At 39.2% G+C, this 20784-nt stretch carries 14 protein-coding genes, 1 tRNA gene, 1 other RNA gene and 3 pseudogenes; 7 read left to right on the top strand and 12 right to left on the bottom strand.

Annotated features, from left to right (window positions below; all coding sequences use genetic code 11):
* Positions 1–64: 64 nt before the first annotated feature.
* Both HWX04_RS06250 and HWX04_RS06255 read right to left on the bottom strand, forming a co-directional pair.
* Positions 65–388 (bottom strand): hypothetical protein, encoded by a 324-nt coding sequence (locus HWX04_RS06250; protein WP_175869305.1) that lies wholly within the window; start codon positions 386–388, stop codon positions 65–67.
* A gap of 1159 nt (positions 389–1547) precedes the next feature.
* Positions 1548–1622 (bottom strand) — tRNA-Thr (locus HWX04_RS06255).
* Positions 1623–1817: 195 nt separating this feature from the next.
* Here HWX04_RS06255 and HWX04_RS06260 point away from each other — a divergent pair.
* From HWX04_RS06260 to HWX04_RS06280, 5 genes and pseudogenes are all read left to right on the top strand, one after another.
* Positions 1818–1970, top strand: coding sequence for a hypothetical protein (locus HWX04_RS06260; RefSeq protein WP_175869306.1), 153 nt, complete (start codon positions 1818–1820; stop codon positions 1968–1970).
* A gap of 165 nt (positions 1971–2135) precedes the next feature.
* The gene (murA, locus tag HWX04_RS06265) at positions 2136–3431 is read left to right on the top strand and encodes a UDP-N-acetylglucosamine 1-carboxyvinyltransferase (RefSeq protein WP_175869307.1); all 1296 of its coding nucleotides are present in this window, start codon (positions 2136–2138) and stop codon (positions 3429–3431) included.
* Positions 3432–3562: 131 nt separating this feature from the next.
* Positions 3563–3793: pseudogene (locus HWX04_RS06270) on the top strand (carboxyvinyltransferase); the annotation flags it as partial.
* A gap of 347 nt (positions 3794–4140) precedes the next feature.
* Complete coding sequence (locus HWX04_RS06275) at positions 4141–4410, top strand: hypothetical protein (RefSeq protein WP_175869308.1); 270 nt, start codon at positions 4141–4143, stop codon at positions 4408–4410.
* Positions 4411–5342: 932 nt separating this feature from the next.
* Positions 5343–5789: a helix-turn-helix domain-containing protein gene (locus HWX04_RS06280; RefSeq protein ID WP_175869309.1), complete on the top strand. Its 447-nt coding sequence runs from the start codon at positions 5343–5345 to the stop codon at positions 5787–5789.
* A 533-nt stretch (positions 5790–6322) separates the two neighbouring features.
* On the opposite strand, the pseudogene HWX04_RS06285 reads toward HWX04_RS06280, so the two are convergent.
* The 10 genes and pseudogenes from HWX04_RS06285 to purE all read right to left on the bottom strand — a co-directional run bounded on the left by HWX04_RS06285 (position 6323) and on the right by purE (position 18177).
* A pseudogene (locus tag HWX04_RS06285) lies at positions 6323–8497 on the bottom strand (isocitrate/isopropylmalate family dehydrogenase).
* Positions 8498–9216: 719 nt separating this feature from the next.
* Positions 9217–10416, bottom strand: a pseudogene (locus HWX04_RS06290) (multidrug effflux MFS transporter).
* A gap of 296 nt (positions 10417–10712) precedes the next feature.
* Positions 10713–11534, bottom strand: a complete 822-nt coding sequence (locus HWX04_RS06295; protein ID WP_175869310.1) for a TIGR00282 family metallophosphoesterase — start codon at positions 11532–11534, stop codon at positions 10713–10715.
* An 18-nt stretch (positions 11535–11552) separates the two neighbouring features.
* Complete coding sequence (locus HWX04_RS06300; protein WP_175869311.1) at positions 11553–12158, bottom strand: 5-formyltetrahydrofolate cyclo-ligase; 606 nt, start codon at positions 12156–12158, stop codon at positions 11553–11555.
* 376 nt (positions 12159–12534) lie between these two features.
* Positions 12535–12694, bottom strand: a non-coding RNA gene (gene ssrS, locus HWX04_RS06305) — 6S RNA.
* A 582-nt stretch (positions 12695–13276) separates the two neighbouring features.
* Positions 13277–14059, bottom strand: coding sequence for a tetratricopeptide repeat protein (locus HWX04_RS06310; protein ID WP_175869312.1), 783 nt, complete (start codon positions 14057–14059; stop codon positions 13277–13279).
* Between the two features lie 142 nt (positions 14060–14201).
* Entirely contained in the window at positions 14202–14327 is a 126-nt protein-coding gene (gene ykgO / locus HWX04_RS06315; protein ID WP_004863016.1) for a type B 50S ribosomal protein L36, read from the bottom strand.
* A 595-nt stretch (positions 14328–14922) separates the two neighbouring features.
* Positions 14923–15096, bottom strand: a complete 174-nt coding sequence (locus HWX04_RS06320; protein ID WP_175869313.1) for a hypothetical protein — start codon at positions 15094–15096, stop codon at positions 14923–14925.
* Positions 15097–16487: 1391 nt separating this feature from the next.
* A complete protein-coding gene (locus HWX04_RS06325) occupies positions 16488–17678 on the bottom strand; it encodes a 5-(carboxyamino)imidazole ribonucleotide synthase (RefSeq protein ID WP_175869314.1) in 1191 nt (396 codons plus the stop codon).
* 1 nt (position 17679) lies between these two features.
* Complete coding sequence (gene purE, locus HWX04_RS06330; protein ID WP_175869315.1) at positions 17680–18177, bottom strand: 5-(carboxyamino)imidazole ribonucleotide mutase; 498 nt, start codon at positions 18175–18177, stop codon at positions 17680–17682.
* Between the two features lie 795 nt (positions 18178–18972).
* Here purE and HWX04_RS06335 point away from each other — a divergent pair.
* Both HWX04_RS06335 and HWX04_RS06340 read left to right on the top strand, forming a co-directional pair.
* Entirely contained in the window at positions 18973–19125 is a 153-nt protein-coding gene (locus tag HWX04_RS06335; RefSeq protein WP_175869316.1) for a DUF5993 family protein, read from the top strand.
* A 10-nt stretch (positions 19126–19135) separates the two neighbouring features.
* Positions 19136–19717, top strand: coding sequence for a disulfide bond formation protein B (locus HWX04_RS06340; RefSeq protein ID WP_175869317.1), 582 nt, complete (start codon positions 19136–19138; stop codon positions 19715–19717).
* Positions 19718–20784: the final 1067 nt, after the last annotated feature.

Consider the following 20784-nt stretch of genomic DNA (forward strand, 5'->3'; position numbering starts at 1 on the left):
AAGTTCTGTAAAAAGGTAAGTTCAAGGGGGAAAATGGGGGTGTTGGCGGGGGACTTTGAGAGGCTTAGCGTGATACGTATTTCTGGGGTATTATTTCATTAGAGACGTTTCTCGAAATAGTGCACATTGTTGCTGTGTTTTTAAAACGAGCAAAGTCATTGCTTACTATTCGCTCCCCGGTTCGAAGTGTTTGTTCTTTGCGACTAATGCCATTCGCGGAATCCAAAAATGCTTCTGCGTACGCAAACATCGGATCATCAAACTGTGTTTCAAACTTTGCTTCTAAGAAATGTCGTGTTAGACTATTCCAAGAGCCATCATATTGTACGACAATATTTTTAAAAGCCTCAAATTCACTTTTAAAGTCTTTAAATACAAGTGGCGGCATGTTTTTATCGCCTTGCCATAAATCAGCAAAGCGTTCACAAAAAACAAGCATGATGTTAATGTTTTAAAATATCAAATTCTGGAGGATTGTTAGGTAATGTTATTAAATATCTCCAAAATGGACTTTTATTATGGCCGATTCGCACAGTCTGTTCTATATATGTTTTTTAATATTCTATCTGCTTTTTTTGCTTTTTCTAATTTTGCGTAATATTCTGAACTCGTGTAATTTTATGGACATGTTCTTGGTAAAACCTATCGTATTCAGTGAGGTTGCTCACTGTCGAACAACCCGATAATATGGTTACAGAAAAAAACGTTATAGGTATTATGACGTATATTTTAGATAATAATTTTATCATTTTTAATATTTAATAATGAGCATGAATATTTAACAGATTTCTGTTGAATAAATCACTCTGTGTTGCTTTTGTGTTGAAAATATGTGCAAAAACATGTTTAATGACAATGGTGATAGAGATCATCCTGTGTCTAAAGGGTGTGGTACAAGGGAAAACCCCGCATGTGTGGGGTTTTTATTCATTGCGCGGGGGAGATGAAAGCAGAGAATATAAGGGGGAGGCTGGTTGTCCAAATGCTTATCTTAGGGTGGGAATAGGGGAGACATACAGCGCCCTAAACGGAATATATTTGTTGTTGTGCAAGAGAAGATGATCGGCGGGGGGGCTTGAGGGGATCAACGGGGTGTGTTCAAACAATGAGTTTATAATAATTCATTCTTGAAATTCAATGAGAGGCTCCGGTAGCCTGCGTGTTTTTCTTCAAAGGCTCTTATCTTGAATTGAGTAAAATCATTTGTCTTTATGTGACAAGCGGGGGGAGGCTTTGAGGGGGAAATATTCAAGAAATAAACAAGAAATAAAAATGTGAAAGATAAGGGGGGCTAAAGGATAAGGGGCTGTTCCACAACAGAGAGGCTTGGGCAAAGGGTGGGGGATTATTCTTTGAGGTCTGTTTATTTCAGAAGCTGTTCACAGAGCGTTTGGGAAATTAAGTGCGTCATGGAGACCATTGATTGTGAAGCTATTGAAATGCGCATGGTTTAAAGGATGGAGGATTCGATGAAGCTGATGGAGAGGGCAGAGGGAAAAGAGTGATATTTAATGGGCAAGAAAAAAGGGGGGAGAAGAACAATAAAATGGTGCTGCGAGAGAGGATTGAACTCTCGACCTCTCCCTTACCAAGGGAGTGCTCTACCACTGAGCTACCGCAGCCGTTTTCAATCGTTGCGCTGTCTTGTGCCATATTGTCAGAAAATAGGCAAGAGAACATTTGTATATTCTTGCAAGAAAACGTATCTTATGTCATGACAGAGTGTTCTTAATACTCTTATATATTCTTAATACTCTTATATATTAAAGCGATGAGTTGCTTGGATAGAAGCTCAACACGGCTCAAAAGGTTGCGCAATGACACAAATGCATCAAAAACAAAAGCACGATGAAATGAATCAGCAAGATGAAAAAGCAAAACGACGCCAAGAAAGATTGGCACAACAATTGCGACAAAACTTAAAACGTCGAAAAGAGCAAAGTCGAAAAAGAGCACAATCAGAGCTCTAAAATGCAAAAAAAATGTTTTTTAGGGCATCTTTGCAACCAAACTTCTCAATAATTTGTTTTCATAGTTTAAAAGGCGTTTTTAAAAAAACGATCAATAAGGCATAACTTTCCAAAGGGGGAAAAACTTTCGGAAGAGGTGGTGCAAAGAAAAAGAGGGAAAACACGATGGATTCTATTCAAATTGTTGGTGGGGAAGAACTTAAAGGAACAATTCCTATTTCAGGGGCAAAAAATGCTGCTTTGCCTCTTATGATTGCGGCACTGTTGACAGAAGAAACCCTTACGCTAGAAAATATTCCCCATCTTGCCGATGTTGAGTTGCTTATTCGTATTCTCAATAATCATGGTGTGGGATATGCCGTTGATGGACAAGAGCTTAATGATGATGCTGTTAATTCAAGAACAATCCATTTTACTGCGCAAAACATAGCCACAACACGAGCACCTTATGAATTGGTGAAAAAAATGCGGGCAAGCTTTTGGGTTATCGGACCGCTGCTTGCACGATGCTGCGAGGCTTATGTTTCGCTTCCTGGAGGATGTGCTATTGGAACAAGACCTGTTGATTTTATTCTCGAAGGACTTAAAAATTTAGACGCTCATATTGCGATTGAGAATGGATATGTTCATGCAAAAGCTCCAAAGGGATTAAAAGGGGCTCATTACCGTTTTCCTAAAGTTACGGTCGGGGGAACTCATGTGCTGCTGATGGCGGCAACAATGGCAAAGGGAACAACCGTTCTTGAGAATGCAGCTTGTGAACCAGAAGTCACAAATCTTATTCGAACCTTGAACGCCATGGGGGCTCAAATAACCGGTGAAGGAACAACGACGCTGACTATTGAAGGGGTAAGAAAACTTAAAGGGACAAGAATACGCGTCATTGCAGATCGTATTGAGGCGGGAACATATGCAATGGCTGTGGCGATGGCAGGGGGAGATGTCTTTCTTAAAGCCGCCAACCCTAATCATCTTACAACAGTGCTGAAGGTTCTACAAAAAACAGGGCTTGAGATTCAAATCGAACCTCAAGGAATTCACGTTAAGCGAAATCCAAAAAACACAAAAATTATGCCCGTTGATATTAAAACCGGACCTTATCCTGCTTTTCCAACCGATCTCCAAGCGCAGTTTATGGCACTGATGACATGCTCTGAAGGAATTGCGCATATTACGGAGACGATTTTCGAAAATCGTTTTATGCATGTTCAAGAACTTAATCGTTTAGGGGCTAAGATAAAACTCGATGGACAAACGGCAACCGTCTATGGAACAGAAAAGTTGCAAGGTGCCCCCGTGATGGCAACCGATTTGCGGGCTTCTGTTTCTCTGGTGATTGCGGCATTGGCAGCAAAGGGCAAAACAATTGTCAATCGTGTTTATCATCTTGATCGTGGTTTTGAGAGATTAGAAGAAAAATTATCTCGCTGTGGTGCGAAAATTCAACGCATAACGGCGTGACCTTGTCCCAAGTAGCATGCCAATCCTGTATGGGGGGTGTTTGGGGGTATGCGTTAAGGTATATTTTTAGGTGTGCTATTAGAGGTGGCTTTGGAGAAAAGCTCCATAGAACAGAGTAGGGGCGATGGCGAGGGGGAGATGTCTTTCTTAAAGCCGCCAACCCTAATCATCTTACAACAGTGCTGAAGGTTCTACAAAAAACAGGGCTTGAGATTCAAATCGAACCTCAAGGAATTCACGTTAAGCGAAATCCAAAAAACACAAAAATTATGCCCGTTGATATTAAAACCGGACCTTATCCTGCTTTTCCAACCGATCTCCAAGCGCAGTTTATGGCACTGATGACACGGGGCTTAGGCGTGTGTTCAAACAAGTACTGTTAGAATGTTATATGACAAGCTTTTATGATATGGATTATGACATATAAAGCTTTCAGTATGCGTGCGAATGCTCTGATTGAAAAATATCTCATCCAAGCAGGATATTATCATAAAATGAGAAGATAGAAGAGCAGATTTGCTATCAGTGTTATAAGGCTGAAGATCTTCTTATTTATGTTTTTTGTCTTATCATTCCTTATAAAAGTATTACATAAGTATATATCAAAATGATATTAATTATTCTTGATATTTAGTGTTTATTTTAATATAATAATATAGTAATAAAATATTTTATGTATTTTTATAGTATTGATAATTAGTAAAGGAAAATGAAATATACTTTAAAATTATTGATCGCTCTATTCGTTATGGTTGGATGTTGTCAAGCTCAAGTTCCTCAAACTATTGTTGATGCATGGAATAAATATGGTGCAAATCAACAGGAAGAAAAAGTTCTTGTTTATATGACCGTAGAAGAATTTCGAAAACTTCCTTCATATACAGAATGGTGTATCGCCAATGAGAGGGATCCGTATTGTTATCCTCCTGGATTTGACTGTATAGCTCATTTTAGCAGAAATCTTGAACATTGGGAGTGATGAAAATGGCGATGTAACTTCTTTAACAAATAAAAAATGAACATGAACTGCTTATAGGAAAGCCGATAAAAGGTGGTTATAATAAATAAGTAGCTTCATTCTTTAAAAGCTAAGAAAGAGTGGTCTTGTTCATGGAGTGCAGATAAAACACGATGGACGAAATAAGCAACGTCTCTCATATTCCGTGAGAATTTATAAGGTGCTCCCGTGATGGCAACCGAGGGGCGTGGCTTTTTGCTTCTCTTGTGATTGGTGCCCCTTTATCTTGTTACATGAGGGGGCAGCCAAGGGGGGGGCAGCGAGGGGCGAAACAATCGTCAATCGTGTTTATCATCTTGATTGTGTTTTTTAGAAGTTAGAGGAAAAATGAACCCGCTGTGGTGCCAAAATTCAACGGATAACGGCGTAAATCTGTCAAAGATATCTTGAAGACTGTCGCTAGGGGCGATGATTTCTTTATCCTGAAAGGTTGGAAAAAAACGTTGTTGTGCGAAAATTAGATTTGTTGTTTGTGGGGAATGGGGCATGTTTTGGGTGTATTTTTAGGAGGGGCTGATTTCAAGGATCAAGAGTTGTTCGTCCTTTCCCTAAATACCGGTCTTATCTTATGGTTTGGGAGCGCGCGCATAAGCGTTTGAGAGAGTTCTTATAAAAAAGAAACATACCTTTAAATTTTATTGCTGGTTTCCTGAAATTACTTTATGAATAAACCTTATGAATTTGGTCGTATACGCAGCGATCAAGAGGGATTCAAAACCCCTAAAATCCGAGCGTGAAATGAACCCACTCTTGTGGGTATCTCGGGATTCCGGGAGTTTTTCCATGTCCAGGTGTGTTTGCACACTAAAAGCAAAAAAAGCTGACTCGGATTCAGTGTTTTGACTCCCGGAATACTTCTGCGAGGGCGCTCGCAACCGGCGGGGGAGTGACCTGTGAAAGAAAAAAATCCACATTCTAACGATATTTCTATAGGCAAAAGAATTCGTTTGAGAAGAGAAATGTTGAAAATTTCTCAAAAGGAATTAGGGCGCTTTTTAGGTGTCAGTTTCCAACAAATCCAAAAATATGAAAAAGGCATCAATCGTGTTGGCGCTGGGCGTTTACAAGAAATTGCTGATATTCTGGATACCTCTGTTTTCTTTTTTTACGCCGATATCTCAACAAAAGAAAATGACTTATGTGCCTGTGATGAAAGGATCTCAAGCCAAAAAGAGCACATTCTTTTGCAAAGCTTTAGAGAGCTCAAACCTAAGCAACAAAAGGCAGTCTTGTGTTTGATTGCTGAGAGACAAAAATTGTTTTTAATTTTTATTGCGGATTTCTTAAAATTATTTTATGAACAGGCGAATATTTTTTTGTCGTGCAAAACGGCTTTATGAGGGAACCCAAAAAGTGATGATCCAAGCGTAGACATTAGCCTGTTTTATAAGTATCGCAATATTCCGGGAATTTTTGCCATGTCCAGGTGTGTCCGCACACTAAAAGCAAAAAGCTGAGCCGAGGTCAGTGCTTTCAGGCTCCCGGAATACTAACGCGAGGACGTGCACAATCAGTCAGGGAAATGATGCACGCATGGAAGCTAAAAAAGAAAGCAATCTTATGATTGATTTCTCATGAGCCTAAAGAGTCTTTTTACTCCAGACTAATTTATTCTGGAGGCTCTGTCTGAGGCAAGAGGGGTGGTGGCGTTTTCCCCACAGAAATATTCCAATTCTTCATTTTAAAAATCATAAAAGTTTTATTCTTTATCCTTAAAGGAGGGCAGATAAAAAAAGGGGGGAAGATAAAACACTGTGGGTTAGAGGGCAACACATCGCATGGGAAGAGAGCATGGGTAAACCGTTCTTGTTGTGGCGACGGATTCGAAGGCTAACAAGCAGTTTTTTCAATGTTTCTAAAGGGGTATCATGGTTCATTGGCTTGTTCCCGTTTGCAAAATTCTTTTTAAAACCGACCAAGCAGCATATTCTTGTAAGACAACACCTAAAAGTGGTCGTGTATAGGGAAAAGTGATATGATCATCGTCATAACCTTTCATCTGTACTGTTATGGTCGCATGTCCAAGGCTTTCTTTCTGCTTTTCTAATATCTCGATGGAAGGGGATAGGCTTACTTCAACCGCAATCTGCGGAATATTTTTTGCACGCTTTTCTGTCGCCTGAAAATATTTTAAAAGCAGCGGATCATGGATCAACCAATGCACCTGTGCATAGTTTTCTAATTGTTGAGAGGCTGTTGTGACTTCTCTGTCAACCAAATAGGGGCGAAAATGATTTTCAAATTCTTCGATTAAATGCGGTTCCAAGGGGGTGGCGGATTGACCAACCAGTTGCACCAAAACATAGGGGCTTTTCCATAAAAAATGTCGTTCAAAAGGCGCATGGGCAAAATGACAATCAACCCAATGCGCAATGGTACTTTCATCAATTCCAATCAATGTCCAAGCATATTCCGCACGCGATACAGTAGAATATTTCTTTGCATTTTGCTGTAAATAATCTTCTAAAAGGGCAAGAGCTTGGGATGGTGGACCAGGCAAAACAACAAGTGTGCTTTCATCACAAGAAAGATAAAATCCCGGCGCGGTGCCGGTAGGATTGTCAAGCACTGTTGCTGTTTCCGGAAACAAAGCTTGACGCGCGTTATTCTTATCCGGTGCAATTCCTAACCGTTCCAATTGGCCTTTTATTGTGTGCCAAACATCTTCATGATGCACCAAAGGCCGCCTGACAGCTTGGAAAACGCTATCACGTGTTTTATCATCAGAGGTAGGGCCTAATCCCCCACTGATAAGGATAAGATCTTCTTGCCCAAGACAAGAGGTGATCGTGTCACTGATTTGCTGTAATTGATCTGCACAAACAAAATGACGCGTGACTTGAATGTTTCTTTTTTCCAAGCTTTGGCTTAAATCTTGTAAATTCGTATTCAAATATTGTCCTGAAAGAAGTTCATCACCAACGGTGATAATGGCTGTTCGATATAAAGAGGCAGGATTTGTAGGAAGATTGCCAACAGCTTCAGCCATGTGACGGGGGGAGGCATCTCCTCCTAGATCATAGGGGAGTGTTTTTCCCCTACGAATAACTTGATCAACACTTTGAGATAATTGTTGTGCTTCCTCGTAAAAGCCTAAATGCTCTAAAAGTAAAGCTGCGGTATAAAACATCGCACAAGGATTTGCTTTATTTTATCCAGCAATGTGTGGTGCACTTTTATGAGCGGGGTTAAAACAGGCAATCTTGTGCCCCACATTTGCTTGAGGGGAAAGCGCTAAACCACCCATCACGCCGGCGACAAGATCAGAGAGAATATCGCCAAACATGTTTTCAGCAACAATCACACCAAATTGCTCTGGCTTTGTTGTAATCCACATTGCTACCGTATCAACATGATGAATATCTGCTTCAATTTCTGGATAGTTTTGCGCGATTTTTTCAAAAATTTCCTGAGCAAATTGTCCATTTTCTCGCATCACATTGGGCTTATCAGCAAAAGTAACCCGCACAAACTCATGGGATCGTGCATAAGAAAAAGCATATTCAAATAAACGCTCTAAACCAAAGCGTGTTTGTAAACGAACGGTCCATGCTGCTTCTTTTCGACCATATTTTTCTAAATTAGGATGTTTTAACCAAGCGGATGTTTCAGACGGGATCCCCCGAAAATCTAATCCGGCTGCGAGTCCTTCACTCTTGTCGCTGATAACACAAAACTGAAAAGGCTTTCTCTGACCAAAGATATATCTTATGGGACGTATAGTTGCAAATAAACTCAACTTTTGCCGAAGCTGAAGGAGTGGAGAAATATAGGGAAGGTTTTGCGCTCTTACATGTGAGGTATGTTCTTCTAAAGACGCTTCTTTTTCTGGATCTGTCACAGTGCCAAGTAAAACAGCGTCACTTTCAGCTATTTTTTGCCACGTTGCGTGAGGAACAGAATCTCTTGTCTTTTTCCAACATTCAAAACCAATATCCCCATAAGTGAATTCAATCGGCAATTGAAATGACTCTAAGACCATCAATGCTGCACCACAGATTTCTGGTCCCACGCCATCGCCTGCGAGTACAAGAACTTTCTTTTTCATCAATCCCCCCAACATATGTAGCTCTGTTCCAGAGATAATGGGTCTCATCGCGGGAACCTTAAATTTTCTTTTTAACGAGAGATGTTCAAGGAAAGAGCAAAAGATTTGCCTATCTCCAATGGATCTTCTAGGACCAAGAATAACACGATGTAAGTGCATAGCCTTTAAACTCCCCGCACACTTTTTGCTTTAAGTTTTAGAGTATTATGAGTCCCTCTTCTAACTTTAAAGACATTTTAGTCTCTCACAATATTTAAATGATTTAAGGCTAAAAGAAAAGCGATAGAGTTTTAATGTATAGGTGAAAAAAAGAATGGCTCTTTAGATTTTCTGTTTGTTGCAAGATTTTTCCTCCATTGTAAAATTATGCCAATTTAAAAATACTAATCACAAGAGGGAGGCCCCTTACATTCTTTAATTTCCCCATATCCGACGGGTGAATATTATTATACGGAGGGGGAAGCCTAATAAGTTTAGCATCCTCGAGTAGCATCATTTAACAGCATTGTAGAAAAGTTGAAGATCATCATGAGAGCACAAAGTCGTTTGAGCTAGGTTGGCCATGGGGTTGAGTGATCCTTTACGAGGGTCGATTTCAGTATATTCAATTTAAGTAACTGTCAGATTTTTAAGTGGCTCAAAAGATGTCGTCTCGTGGAAAAAAAACGCTTCCATCACGCAACGGGATATCAAGATTTTTAAGCATTTTCCCAATTTGGTTATTTGACTTGATTTATGGTGATAAAATAATTGGCTTTTCGAATATAAATGATAAAACCCACGCTACAACAGATTGCCAATAAAATGGCAACAGCTAACGGATTATGATCGGATATTTTTCCAATCATTGCGGCGCTTAATGCAGCGCTTCCTAATTGTAAGCGCCCATAACACCGGATGCTGCTCCAGCTGCTTGCGGATGTCAGGAAATCGCTAACGCTGTTGCCTCATGGCAACAAAAAGCCATTGCCAAAGGTTAGAAGTGAAATGGCACTTAAACTCGTGACAAGAGGTCACAGACTCACATAGATTTGGAGACCAAATAATATTCCTCCTATGACGAAAATAATATATCCACGTCGAATGGTCCGTTCCATAGATTCTTGCTTAAGAAATCTTTGTGCAACCAAGTTGCCTAAAACATAGGTTAAAGAAACACCAATGTAACTATACCCAATATCGTTACTGGGTAAGCCCAGAGCTGTGAGAAAAAAAGGTGATTCCACAATGTAAGCAAAATAGGTTGCATAGGAAAAATATGGTATCAATGCGTAAAAAATAAATTGCTTATTTATAAGGACTCTTAAACTGCCCTTAAGGACTCCTATAGGCGTGAAAGATTGACGTGCTATAGGGGAAGAGTCTCTGTTAGGACAAAATAACACAGCAAAATGGTTGAAAATATAAAAAGGCTTAAAAAGATAAAAGTGGCTTGCCAGTTAAAAACTTGCAATAACACTCCCCCAATTAATTTTGCTAAGTGCTGGTGATATTCCAACAAAAGGAAATATAACCAAATAAAGCTTTCCTGCAGCCTTTTTATCCATCAAATCATTAATGATAGCGCGACTTAAAACAATCCCTGAACAGGCGGCCTAAGACCTTGTAAAAAACGCAGTGCAAAAAAGTTTGAATATGAACGGTGTAAATTATACTCAATGTGGTAAAAACCACAAAAATAAACCAAACAAAAGTGTCTTTTTACGTCCAAAATTATCGCTAAGCGGTCCATAAATCAGTTGTCCAACAGCTAAGGCAAGTAAAAAAATGGCCATCGCACTTTGAATCTCAGATTCACTCACTTGGTACTATTGACGCATATCTCCAAGGGTAGGTAAAAAAATATCCGTAGAAATTAAACCACCGATGGATAAACATACAATAGAGATTATAAATAATAAAGAAGGCTTATTGTTCACAAAAAACCTTTTCAAAATTAAGACTTTTAAAGTAAACATGATCTGTACTTATAAATATAGTGATATTGTATCATCCTTTATCTTTATTCACAGGAAAAGAGGTCACTTTTATAGGTTATCGTTCTTCACTCATTTTAATGAATGTTCGCTTATAAAAATGCCTGAAAATGATAGAGAGATCTCCCATTTATTATAAGGTGAAAAAGCACAGCTTGCTGAGTTTTTAAAAAGGGGCGCGTGGCATTTGAGCTATGCAAAGGGGTCCTTAAAAGAGGGGGGCGCGGTTTAAAAGAAGCTTACCAAAAATCTGGAACTTCAGGCTTTAAATGAGGACCAATCCGTACCGCCGAGACCTTTTCTGCTAAGCCGGTGCGGTCTGAAATCTCAACAGCAAAACCACAAAGAGTGGCCGGACCACGCGCCGGTTCAAAACGATCTTGCTTCGTTTGATAAAGAAAACGGTGTAACGGTTCTTCTTTATCCATTCCAAGGGATGAGTTGTAATCGCCACACATGCCAGCATCTGTTAAATAAGCACTGCCACCTTCTAAAATTTGTGCATCAGCGGTGGGAATATGCGTATGTGTACCAACGATAACGCTTACACGACCATCAAGAAAATGGCCAAAACATTGCTTCTCGCTTGTCGTCTCTGCGTGAAAGTCAAAAATAATGGCATCGGCTTGTTCCATCAAGGAGCAGGCAAGTAGAATATTTTCCGCTGTTTCAAAGGGATCTTCTACTTTGTTTGGCATAAAAACACGACCCAAAAGATTGGCAACAAGAACACGTGCACCATTCTTTGCTGTAAAAACACCAGCTCCTCTTCCAGGAGTCTCTTTCGAGAAATTGGCAGGACGTAAAAAACGATCACTCTCATGCGCATACACTAAGGCTTCTTTATGGGAAAATGCATGGTTGCCCATGGTGATAACATCAACACCCGCCATTAAAAAATCTTGATATGTTTCTTGGCTAAGACCAAAACCATCAGAGGCATTTTCACCATTCACGATAACAAAATCAAGCCGCCATTTCTCAATCAGTTGAGGAAGATGCTCAAAGACGACTCTACAGCCTGTGTTACCAACAATGTCACCCAAAAATAAAAACCGCATAGGCGCTTTAATCACATTTTAATATTTTAAGAAACCTTTTTCTGTAAAAATTCCTTGAACCTGGAGATCATGTTTTGCTGCGGGAATAGAGGCAACCTCCTGACACGAGAAACCTATGCCCCATAATGCCATGTGATGTCCTTGTTTTTCAAGGGCTTCAACTGCGCGGTCATAATAACCCCCTCCATAACCAAGACGGTGACAGTGACGATCAAACGCAGAAAGTGGAACAATAATATTATTGGGGATAACAGTGGCATTGTCTGCACTTGGTCCAACGGTGCCAAAACGCATGGGCTCGAGAGTCGTGTGCGCTGAAAATGCCCGAAAAATCATGGTGGTGGAATCAAGAACAACTGGTAAGGCTAAACACCCCCCGCGTGATGCTACAGCATCAAGCAGTGCGCGCGGGTCAATTTCCGATTTGATGGGCCAATAGCCTGCTAAAATGAGACGTGAAAAATCTGTGCTTTTTTTTTCCAAGTATTCAAGAAAGTGGCGACAAGCACGCTGTGAAAATAGGACGCGCTCTTCTGTTGAAAGAGCCGCACGACACGATAAACCACTCTTGCGGGCTTGCGCGCGAAGAGATGAAGCTGTTTCACAGAGGGGAACTTGGGTCATTGTCTCGTCACTTAATTAAAAAGTTGATATTCTAGCCATGGTTGGCATTTTGTAAACCGCTTTATGGACAAAAGTCGTGCGTGTGAAACAAGCCGTGTGTGTGAAAACAAGAGACCGCTCTTTTGTTGAAAGAGCCTTTTTTAGGCGATACGCCGCTTTTGCGCTGCCTTCGCGAAGGGATGCAGGCGATAGGGGGGGTATTTTTGTAAGCGGTTGCAAATCTCATGATGTTAAAACCTAGCCTCATTTTGATCTCAAAGAGCCTATTACTCTTTGTTTCATAGAAAAGGAGGCTTATAGAAAGAAGCGTCTCATGCAAAAGAGCACGATCACTTTGGGGAGGAAAATTTTATGGGTGCAAAAATGATGCAAAAAAAGGTGATCCACAACAGCCGATGGAAAAAGTCGACCCCAGGAACCTACATAAATAGGTGGGCGCCATATGAAAAAGCCCACGGGCCTAATCAGGGACAGCTCCCTTGGAGATCATTAAGGTCTCAGGATACGTTATTTCCTGTCGAGAAGTGCAGAACACCCCCTTTAATATAAAACAATTTCAGAACTTCTGCTAGAGATAAAATACTTCTCAAATGTTTTATTTTTTATAAAGTTTTACAAGAGGGATTTTTATACTCTTGCTGATGGTTATTGGACAGCGCTGAAAGGTGGATGGACGGCTCATTCAAAGTAAAAAAAACTCAAAAAAAATGAGGGATGGGTGAGGGTGAATGAAACAACTTTTTTCATTGGCGCTTGTCTTTGCTCTTTTGCGGCAAGGCTTGATTTTTATGTTTTACAGGAATGTTAGGAGGAGGTTTGAAGGGGAATATTTCTTAAAGGATGTTTGTTGGATTCAAATGAGACAACTTTGACGTTTTTAGCCTTGTGAAGTGTATGGCTGTTTTATCAATTGTGAGGGCACATATGAGGAGGTTTTTCGTTTTGATCATTTGTCTGAGTTTGTAAAAAAACATTGCCAGAGGGTGTGGGGCTGGAGGGTGTGGTGCTGGCGTTTTCTCAGTAAGGAGCAGGGGGCGGGGTTATTCGACTCGGATGGGCTCGTGCGTTTTATGTACACTGAAAATATGTGTAAAGGATCTTGTTTATAGACGACAGATTCAAAGAGCTTGCGATGATTGTTCGTTTAACAAAGCTTCAATGCGTTTTTGAATCCTCTGCATTTGTGGATAGATGCTTAATGCTGTTTCATAAGCTTTGAGAGCAAGTTTTGGGCGCTCTGTCGCTTCCATGGTAACGCCAAGTTCAAAAAAAGCAATGTAATTGCGTGGCTCAAGTTCAAGAGCATGCTTGAGATCAAGCATGGTAAGTTTGAAATCATTCAGTTGAATGTGAATCCAAGCACGTCTTACCCAAGCTTCAGCGTAATTAGGTAAAAGGGCAAGAACATTATCAATATAATCAAGCGCAAGTCCATAATCGTCGCTGATGATCGCATTTTCAGCCCATGACATTAAAAGATCAATCGTCTCACTCCCCGATTGGGACCATAAAAGTTGAAGTTGTTGACTGATCTTTTTTGCTTGAGCAACATCAGCACAATATTTCAATTCTTTCAGTAAACGTAAAACTTCCGCTTCTTTGCGTTGCTTAAGGCTGTCAACATGGGAAAGCTGCTTTGAGTCAAAATCTTCAAGAATCATCGCTGATGAATCAGAATCAGAGGGCGATGCGGAAGAGGGAGGAGAATTGGGAATAAGATCTTCTAACGGTAAAAGCGATTGTAGAGAAGGGCGATCTTCTGGAAGTGAAGGAGGACTTTGCCCATAACCAGAAGAAATGAAACAAAAAATGCCTATAAAAAAAAGCAAAAAAATGCGCTGAAAAAGATAAAAAAAACGCACTTGAAAAAATCGAAAAGCTTTTAAAATAGAAAGATACATAAAAACAAGCCCCCAAAAGATAAATCACTAAACATTATCAAACAGTGGACTCGTAACCAACGGACTTATATCCTCAAAAAATCTCAAGAGAAAATTTTTTGCCTACAACAAAGTAGGCATAAAAACATTTACTCTGAAACAATTAACCTTGGCGTGCTCTAAAACGTGGGTTCGTTTTATTGAGGATATAAACACGCCCTTTACGGCGCACCAAACGATTATTACGATGGCGTTCCTTGAGTGCTTTAAGCGAATTTTTAATTTTCATCCTATTCACCGTTTAAACAGTTTACATAACACAATATTATAACGACAATACTCAAAAAATTACAACAATGTACGGCACATACATGTTATCTTATCATAGTATTCTTGCATCATAACACTACACGATACACTTTTTCACTGTGATCATAAAAATAAAAACGCACCCTTAAGGCACGTATCAATACACTTCATTAGCACAATGAATAAGTGAAAATTGCAAAAAAGTGAGCAGAATTTAACAAGAAGCTTTATTCTTGTCAAGGGGCTCTCTGTGTCAAAAAGGGCGCCTTGATGGTCTCCTTGAAGATAAAAATATTGAAGAAAAAGATGGATAAGGCGTGGAAATAAGCTTTTAGTTTCTCTGCTTTGAACAAATAAGCGCTGTTCGGGAGAGTTAAAGGGGTAGAGGCATGTCGCTTGAGCCGTTGGAATTGTTTTTTGTATTTGGTATATGACACATCCATATTATGCCTCTAGTCTTAAATGTTCCCTGACGATAGAGTCTCATACCTTAAATAATTGGAGTGATAATCACGTCTAGAAATATGAAAATAAGAATGATCGTTTTTTAATAAATCATCTGTTGCACGATTTTTTTATTGATCAATCCTTTTGTTACATTCTTGAATCGCTAGATCTCGTCCTGTAAGTGCTTTACGGTACAGTTTGCGATATTTAAGGAGAGAATAAAAAAGCCAAACGGATAATGTCATGAATGCACAACCACCAATAATCTCTAGAATGTGCCCTAATATTATAGCTTCAGTCATTTTTCTCTCCTTGTTGGGTCTTGCTTAGCAACGGCTTCGTCCAGTTGTTTTATGACCTTTTTTAGTTTCTTTTTTACGATAATGTATAGCACCAAAGAAATGGGTATCGAACCGTACAGAATTAATACGAATATCAGCCCTATTGCAGTTGCAGCATCTAGTTGAATTTTATCCGCATTGCCTATTATTGAAAGGAAAATGTATAAACAGACACTTATAAAGAGTATGAGTATAAATTCTCTCAGGGAAATAACACCAGCTTTTACTGTTTCCTTAACTTCTTTTTGTATATCAAGGACTAAATCCCATTGAGAGTATGTATCATTTTATTCTTTTGATGATGTATCTGATATGTTTGGTGTTTGTATTGTCATGTTGATATCAGTTTTTTTGAATATTTTGTCTTGTTAAAGTTAAAGATCTCACTTTTACATTATTTTTTATAAAATAGAAAGAATATTTCTGTATTCTTATGATTGTAATATGAGTTAACTTCGATTTATTATTATAAATATATCCTTTGTTACTTATAATAACAATGTATAATTCTTTATTATATAGTATAAACGATTTATTTCGTGAGTACAATTATCTTTATGATTGAACAATTAGGTGAAAAGGCATTGAAAATGAAGTGCTCAAGTCAACTGAATTGACTGAAGGAAAGCTCGATTATTGACAGATCGGCAAGGGATTCTTCGTCCTTGAGAGCCGGTAGATGCTTAAATGTAAATAACTTAACCTTATAGGCGTGAGAACGAAGGCGCTAGATATAACAAAGGAGATAAATATTCATGAGCGCTATTTAAAACAGCTATTGTTTTAGAGTTTATACTCAATTTACGGTTTTCTTTCAATGTGTCGTGTATTCCATCTGTTGTTTTAAGCTTTATTGCCATAAGGCAAAGGGGGGCGCTTAAACCCTTGGAAGGTCTTACCATAGGTAATATCGCTTTCGTGAGGGGGAAGGATGTTTCCCCGATGGATAAGCTTAGTGTTGTCAGTCTATCTTTGACATAGAGGTCAGGCAGGGAGTGGGCACTTGGCACTTTTTATGAAAAAATGAACATAAAAAAAGCGAGACGAGAGGAAATAAAAGCCCATTGTTAGAGCGTTATCATGGGTGCAAGAGGCAAGTCTTGTCCCTTAAAGGTCGGAATTAAAAGGCAATAGCATGGGAGAGGAATGATGCAGTGGAAGGTGGAGGTAAAGTTGGAGGGCTGGTGGATTGCTTTTAGCCATGCAGGGATGTTTTAAAAGAGAGGAGGAGACGTCGTTGGATTGTTGAAGGGTGGTTTTGTCTTTTTAGGGTGGGGACATGAGAGGAGAAGGGGCTTGAAGTGGGAAGGGAGAGCCTGTCTTTTTTGTCTTCATTGGGGGCAAAAGCCTTTTTATAGGGGGGAATAAGATTTGCTGGCTGGTCCTGTTAATTGGATGACATGGCCCATTTTGCGGTAGGGTTGAGCTGTGCTTTTGCCATATAAATGGATCGACGTGCGTTCTTGCGTGAGAAAATATTTTAAAGAGTTCAAATTATTCCCAAGAAGATTTGTCATTTGGCAATCACTATGGCGATAGGGACTGCCTAAGGGAAGACCACAAATAGCACGGATATGCTGTTCAAATTGTGAAGTGATGCAGGCCTTTTGTGTCCAATGACCAGAATTATGCACACGCGGTGCTAATTCATTCACTAAAAGACGATTATCCATTAAGACAAAAAATTCAATGCAAAGAACACCAACATAATTAAGGGCATCCATCACTGTAACGCTGATGTTTTGTGCGGCTTTTTGCACCTCAAGGGGAATATGGGAGGGAACAAAGGACTTATGAAGAATCCCATTTTTATGTTGGTTTTCAGGGCAATCATAAAAAATATGCTCTCCTTGTTTGGTGCGCGCCGAAAGAACCGAAATTTCCGATAAAAAAGGAACAATTTCTTCCAAAATACAAGGCTGTCCCTGAAAAGTATTTAAGGCTTCTTCATAGGTTTGTTCATCGGGGTGATCAAGCTTGATCTGGTTTTTCCCGTCATAACCAAAACGACGCGTCTTTAAAAGACCACGTCCGTCTAAGGTATCAAGAGCAGAAACAAGAGAAGAAAAATCGTCAACAGTATGCCATGAGGCAGTGCTGATTCCTTGATCTCGTAAAAATTGTTTTTCAAAAAGCCGATCTTGGGCGATTTCTAAGGCTTTAGAAGAAGGATAAACAGGCTTGCTCTTCTCTACATATTGAACCGTTTGAAGTGAAAGATTTTCAAATTCATAGCTGACCACATCACACTGAGCAATAAAATCATCTAAGGCTGATATGTCATCATAGGAGGAAACTATATGATTGTTGGCTGTTTGAGCTGCTGGACAATCGGCTTCAGGGCAAAAAATAACCGTTCGAAATCCTAATTCCGCAGCCGCTATGGCGAGCATGCGGGCTAATTGTCCACCACCAATTAAACCAATAACGCTGCCTGAAGGAAGCATGTTGGAGGAAGTGGTATCGGAAGGCGTGGAGCTGGAGGGTGTGGAGCTGGAGGGTGTGATGCTGGATGAAGCGGGCGTGTTGGAAGATGGTGTCATTTTAAACCTCCGTTACAGGCGTTAGGGCGACACCAGCTGTTTGTTGCTGACGCCAATCTTCTAATCGTTGGGCGAGATCATGGTCGTAAACGGCCATAACGGCTGCGGCTAAAAGGGCTGCATTAATTGCCCCTGCTTTGCCAATGGCTAGTGTGCCAACCGGTATTCCTGCTGGCATTTGCACGATTGAAAGCAAAGAGTCTTGACCAGAAAGAGATTGTGAGTGCACTGGAACGCCAAAAACAGGAAGGGACGTAAGCGCTGCGAGCATACCAGGAAGATGGGCCGCCCCGCCAGCACCGGCAATTAAAACTTTAAAACCTGCTGCTTTTGCTTCCTTGGCAAATTGATAAAGGCGTTCAGGGGTTCGGTGGGCTGAGACAATATGCGAACTATGAGAAATGCCAAGATGCGTCAAAATATCGGCACTATGGCACATCGTTTGCCAATCCGATTGGCTCCCCATTAAAATCGCGACATCACATGATTTTTTCATCATTCTGCATCCTTTTCAAAAGGTTCAAGGCGATTCTTTATTATTCTTTTTTTTAAGAGTTTTATCGTCTCTTTGCAAAGTTAATTGATGACAGAGAAACAACTTTTTTAAATAAGATTGAAAGGGCAAAATTAAAAGGGCCATACCGAAGCTGAAAAATACTTCCTTAAAACTCCTTTAAGCACTGTTCTTTCAGCTTTTCGCTGTTAAACATGTTCGAGGGTGGAAAAGTTCAACAGCAAGAGAGCTGTTTACAACGTTTACTTTGAAGAAAAAGAAAAAAATACATTACTGGAAAAGTCTGTAAAGACTATCAGCTTTTTACAAAATGTCTCATTTTTTATTGTTAAAATAAATACCGTTCCCATATACTGTAACATATGATGTAATATGAAATATTATTTATGATAAAAAAGAGATTTTTATGGCAAAAGTGCGTTATAAATAAGAGGGTTTTGAGAAAAATAACAGGAAGTATCTTTCCTTTCAAAGGTTTGTTATTTTGCTGTTTAGGGATGGGGGGAAATAGGATCTTTCAATAATTGATGAGATAAAGAACGCGAATAATTAACGCTTTAGTGCTTTTGTTCAAAGGCGCCTTTAGGCGATTATCTCTTGCATCATTTCTTCACATAAATGTAACGATAAGACCATCAATAGAACGACAATAGAAAGTGAAGTATGAATTGTGAATAATAAATCCGTGGTCTCTTTTTTGCCTAATTTTTTAATATGTTGAACGCTCAGAAGTAAGATAATATTAAACACCGTAATATTAAGAAAGGAGATTTAAAAGTTATGTTTCTTCCATTTTTAATCGCTTTAGGCACTGCAGTAACGACGGTGTATGGCAAAAAAAATATAAGTTATGTTTTATGGGCTATTTTGTTCGTTGTTATTCTTCTTACCTTTAATCATCACGCAACTTCTACTTTAAATTTATCTTTTTGAGAGAATAGCCATGGAAAATGTTGAACAAAAAAATCCTCATTTCGTCACCTTTATGAATACGCTAGGACTGATTGGATTGTCCATTGTCTTGGTGGTTGCTTTTTATTATCAATTGGTAAAATTTGAGTTACCTTGTCCCCTTTGTTTGCTGCAACGCGTTGGATTGATGCTGGCAGGATGTGGGTTTTTGCTCAATATCCACCATAGGGTGAAAAATACCCATTATGGTATGGTTATTATCGGTTGTATGGTCACCAGTGCTGTTGCTGCACGGCAGGTATTTTTGCATATCACACCTGATGATCTGGGATATGGTTCAACGTTCTTTGGATTGCATTTTTATACTTGGGCCTTCATTATTTCTGTCCTTTGTATCTTTGCTGTTGCATTCGTTATGATTTTAGGCGAATTGGCACACAAGTTCAAAGAGTTTTCTCCTTTTCCAATCTTTAGTAAAACAGCAAGTTTCTTATTTGTGTTTTTAATTGCGGCAAACTTGGTTTCGACTATTCTGGAATGTGGTGGCGGACAATGCGCCGATGATCCTGTAAGATATGAATTGTTATCAAATTGGTTCCCTTCAGAGTCTTAAATCTTTTTAATTATTCCTCATGTTAAAGAAGCGGAGATGTTTAGAAATCCGCTTCTTTTTTATTGGAGTTATGGTCCTTCAAGATTTTTGATCTTCTCAAAGTGATCTTTTATGGAGAGCTTGGCTTTTATACTTGTTTGCGATTAATCTTTTGTAAAAAAGACTTGGCTTGTCGTTTTTTTCTCACGCAGGCGTTCTTTTTAAACGGTGTTGAAGGATTCGCTCAAAGAGGCTTGTCTTAAGCCATTGGATTGTCGCGTGCAGAGGGGTAAAAAACGCGTTTTTTTAAGGGAATATTAACTATAAAATTTTTTATTCTTGAATTTTTTACACTTGGTTCTAGATAAACCTTTGTATTCATTTTTGTGCTTCTGAGGTATTTAAGTATTTTTAGAGGAAGTCGTTTAAAATTTAGAGAATTATTTCAGTAATTTTCTGTAGAGGTTTGTTTGTAAAAGACAGACCTTTTTTTTATCTTCTTTTCCGATATTTTCTTTTTCTAAAAAGCCTTTGTTTTAGAAAAGGACGAGCGTTTTTGTTTTGAGGCTTCTCCTTACGAAAAAACATTGACGTAGAAGAACAATTTATCGTTGTAGATGTTGAAGAAGAAAATCAAAAAAACTTTCTCATGTTCAACTTTCTGAGAGTGAAGCCATTCAATCGATTATTGTGCATCCTAAAAAAGCACGGCATGTGGGACAAAATATTTTTAAAAAAGTTGTAAACAGCTTCTTATGAACCCTTTTGATAAACAAAATTGAATCACAAAATTTTGTGCTGGTCAATAAAATAATGGACCAGTTTATCTCTATGATTAAAATAAAAATAGGGGATTGACGTGAAAATGAACACAAGTCTTTAAAGGCGGTTTTTTAAAAACGTGATCGTATCATCATTTTGTACAGATATTTCTGTAAAAATGGTAAAGCGTAAAAACGTGGATCTGTAAAAGTTAAGGGGAAGTTTTAAGGTGTGTAGGGGATTTATGGGGTGTGTAGGCTTGGGGGTGTGTTGGGATTTTTTTTATGGTGTGGAATGGGGGAAAGATTGGGGGAAAAATTCAGGGG

The organism is Bartonella gabonensis, from assembly GCF_903679515.1.
Lineage (GTDB): Bacteria > Pseudomonadota > Alphaproteobacteria > Rhizobiales > Rhizobiaceae > Bartonella > Bartonella gabonensis.

Bases quoted from the DNA above. Each gene is read 5' to 3' on its own strand.
- HWX04_RS06250 (WP_175869305.1), bottom strand. From the start codon at position 388: ATGCCGCCACTTGTATTTAAAGACTTTAAAAGTGAATTTGAGGCTTTT.
- HWX04_RS06260 (WP_175869306.1), top strand. From the start codon at position 1,818: ATGACACAAATGCATCAAAAACAAAAGCACGATGAAATGAATCAGCAA.
- murA (WP_175869307.1), top strand. From the start codon at position 2,136: ATGGATTCTATTCAAATTGTTGGTGGGGAAGAACTTAAAGGAACAATT.
- HWX04_RS06275 (WP_175869308.1), top strand. From the start codon at position 4,141: ATGAAATATACTTTAAAATTATTGATCGCTCTATTCGTTATGGTTGGA.
- HWX04_RS06295 (WP_175869310.1), bottom strand. From the start codon at position 11,534: ATGCGGTTTTTATTTTTGGGTGACATTGTTGGTAACACAGGCTGTAGA.
- HWX04_RS06300 (WP_175869311.1), bottom strand. From the start codon at position 12,158: ATGACCCAAGTTCCCCTCTGTGAAACAGCTTCATCTCTTCGCGCGCAA.
- HWX04_RS06310 (WP_175869312.1), bottom strand. From the start codon at position 14,059: ATGTATCTTTCTATTTTAAAAGCTTTTCGATTTTTTCAAGTGCGTTTT.
- ykgO (WP_004863016.1), bottom strand. From the start codon at position 14,327: ATGAAAATTAAAAATTCGCTTAAAGCACTCAAGGAACGCCATCGTAAT.
- HWX04_RS06320 (WP_175869313.1), bottom strand. From the start codon at position 15,096: ATGACTGAAGCTATAATATTAGGGCACATTCTAGAGATTATTGGTGGT.
- HWX04_RS06325 (WP_175869314.1), bottom strand. From the start codon at position 17,678: ATGACACCATCTTCCAACACGCCCGCTTCATCCAGCATCACACCCTCC.
- purE (WP_175869315.1), bottom strand. From the start codon at position 18,177: ATGATGAAAAAATCATGTGATGTCGCGATTTTAATGGGGAGCCAATCG.
- HWX04_RS06335 (WP_175869316.1), top strand. From the start codon at position 18,973: ATGTTTCTTCCATTTTTAATCGCTTTAGGCACTGCAGTAACGACGGTG.
- HWX04_RS06340 (WP_175869317.1), top strand. From the start codon at position 19,136: ATGGAAAATGTTGAACAAAAAAATCCTCATTTCGTCACCTTTATGAAT.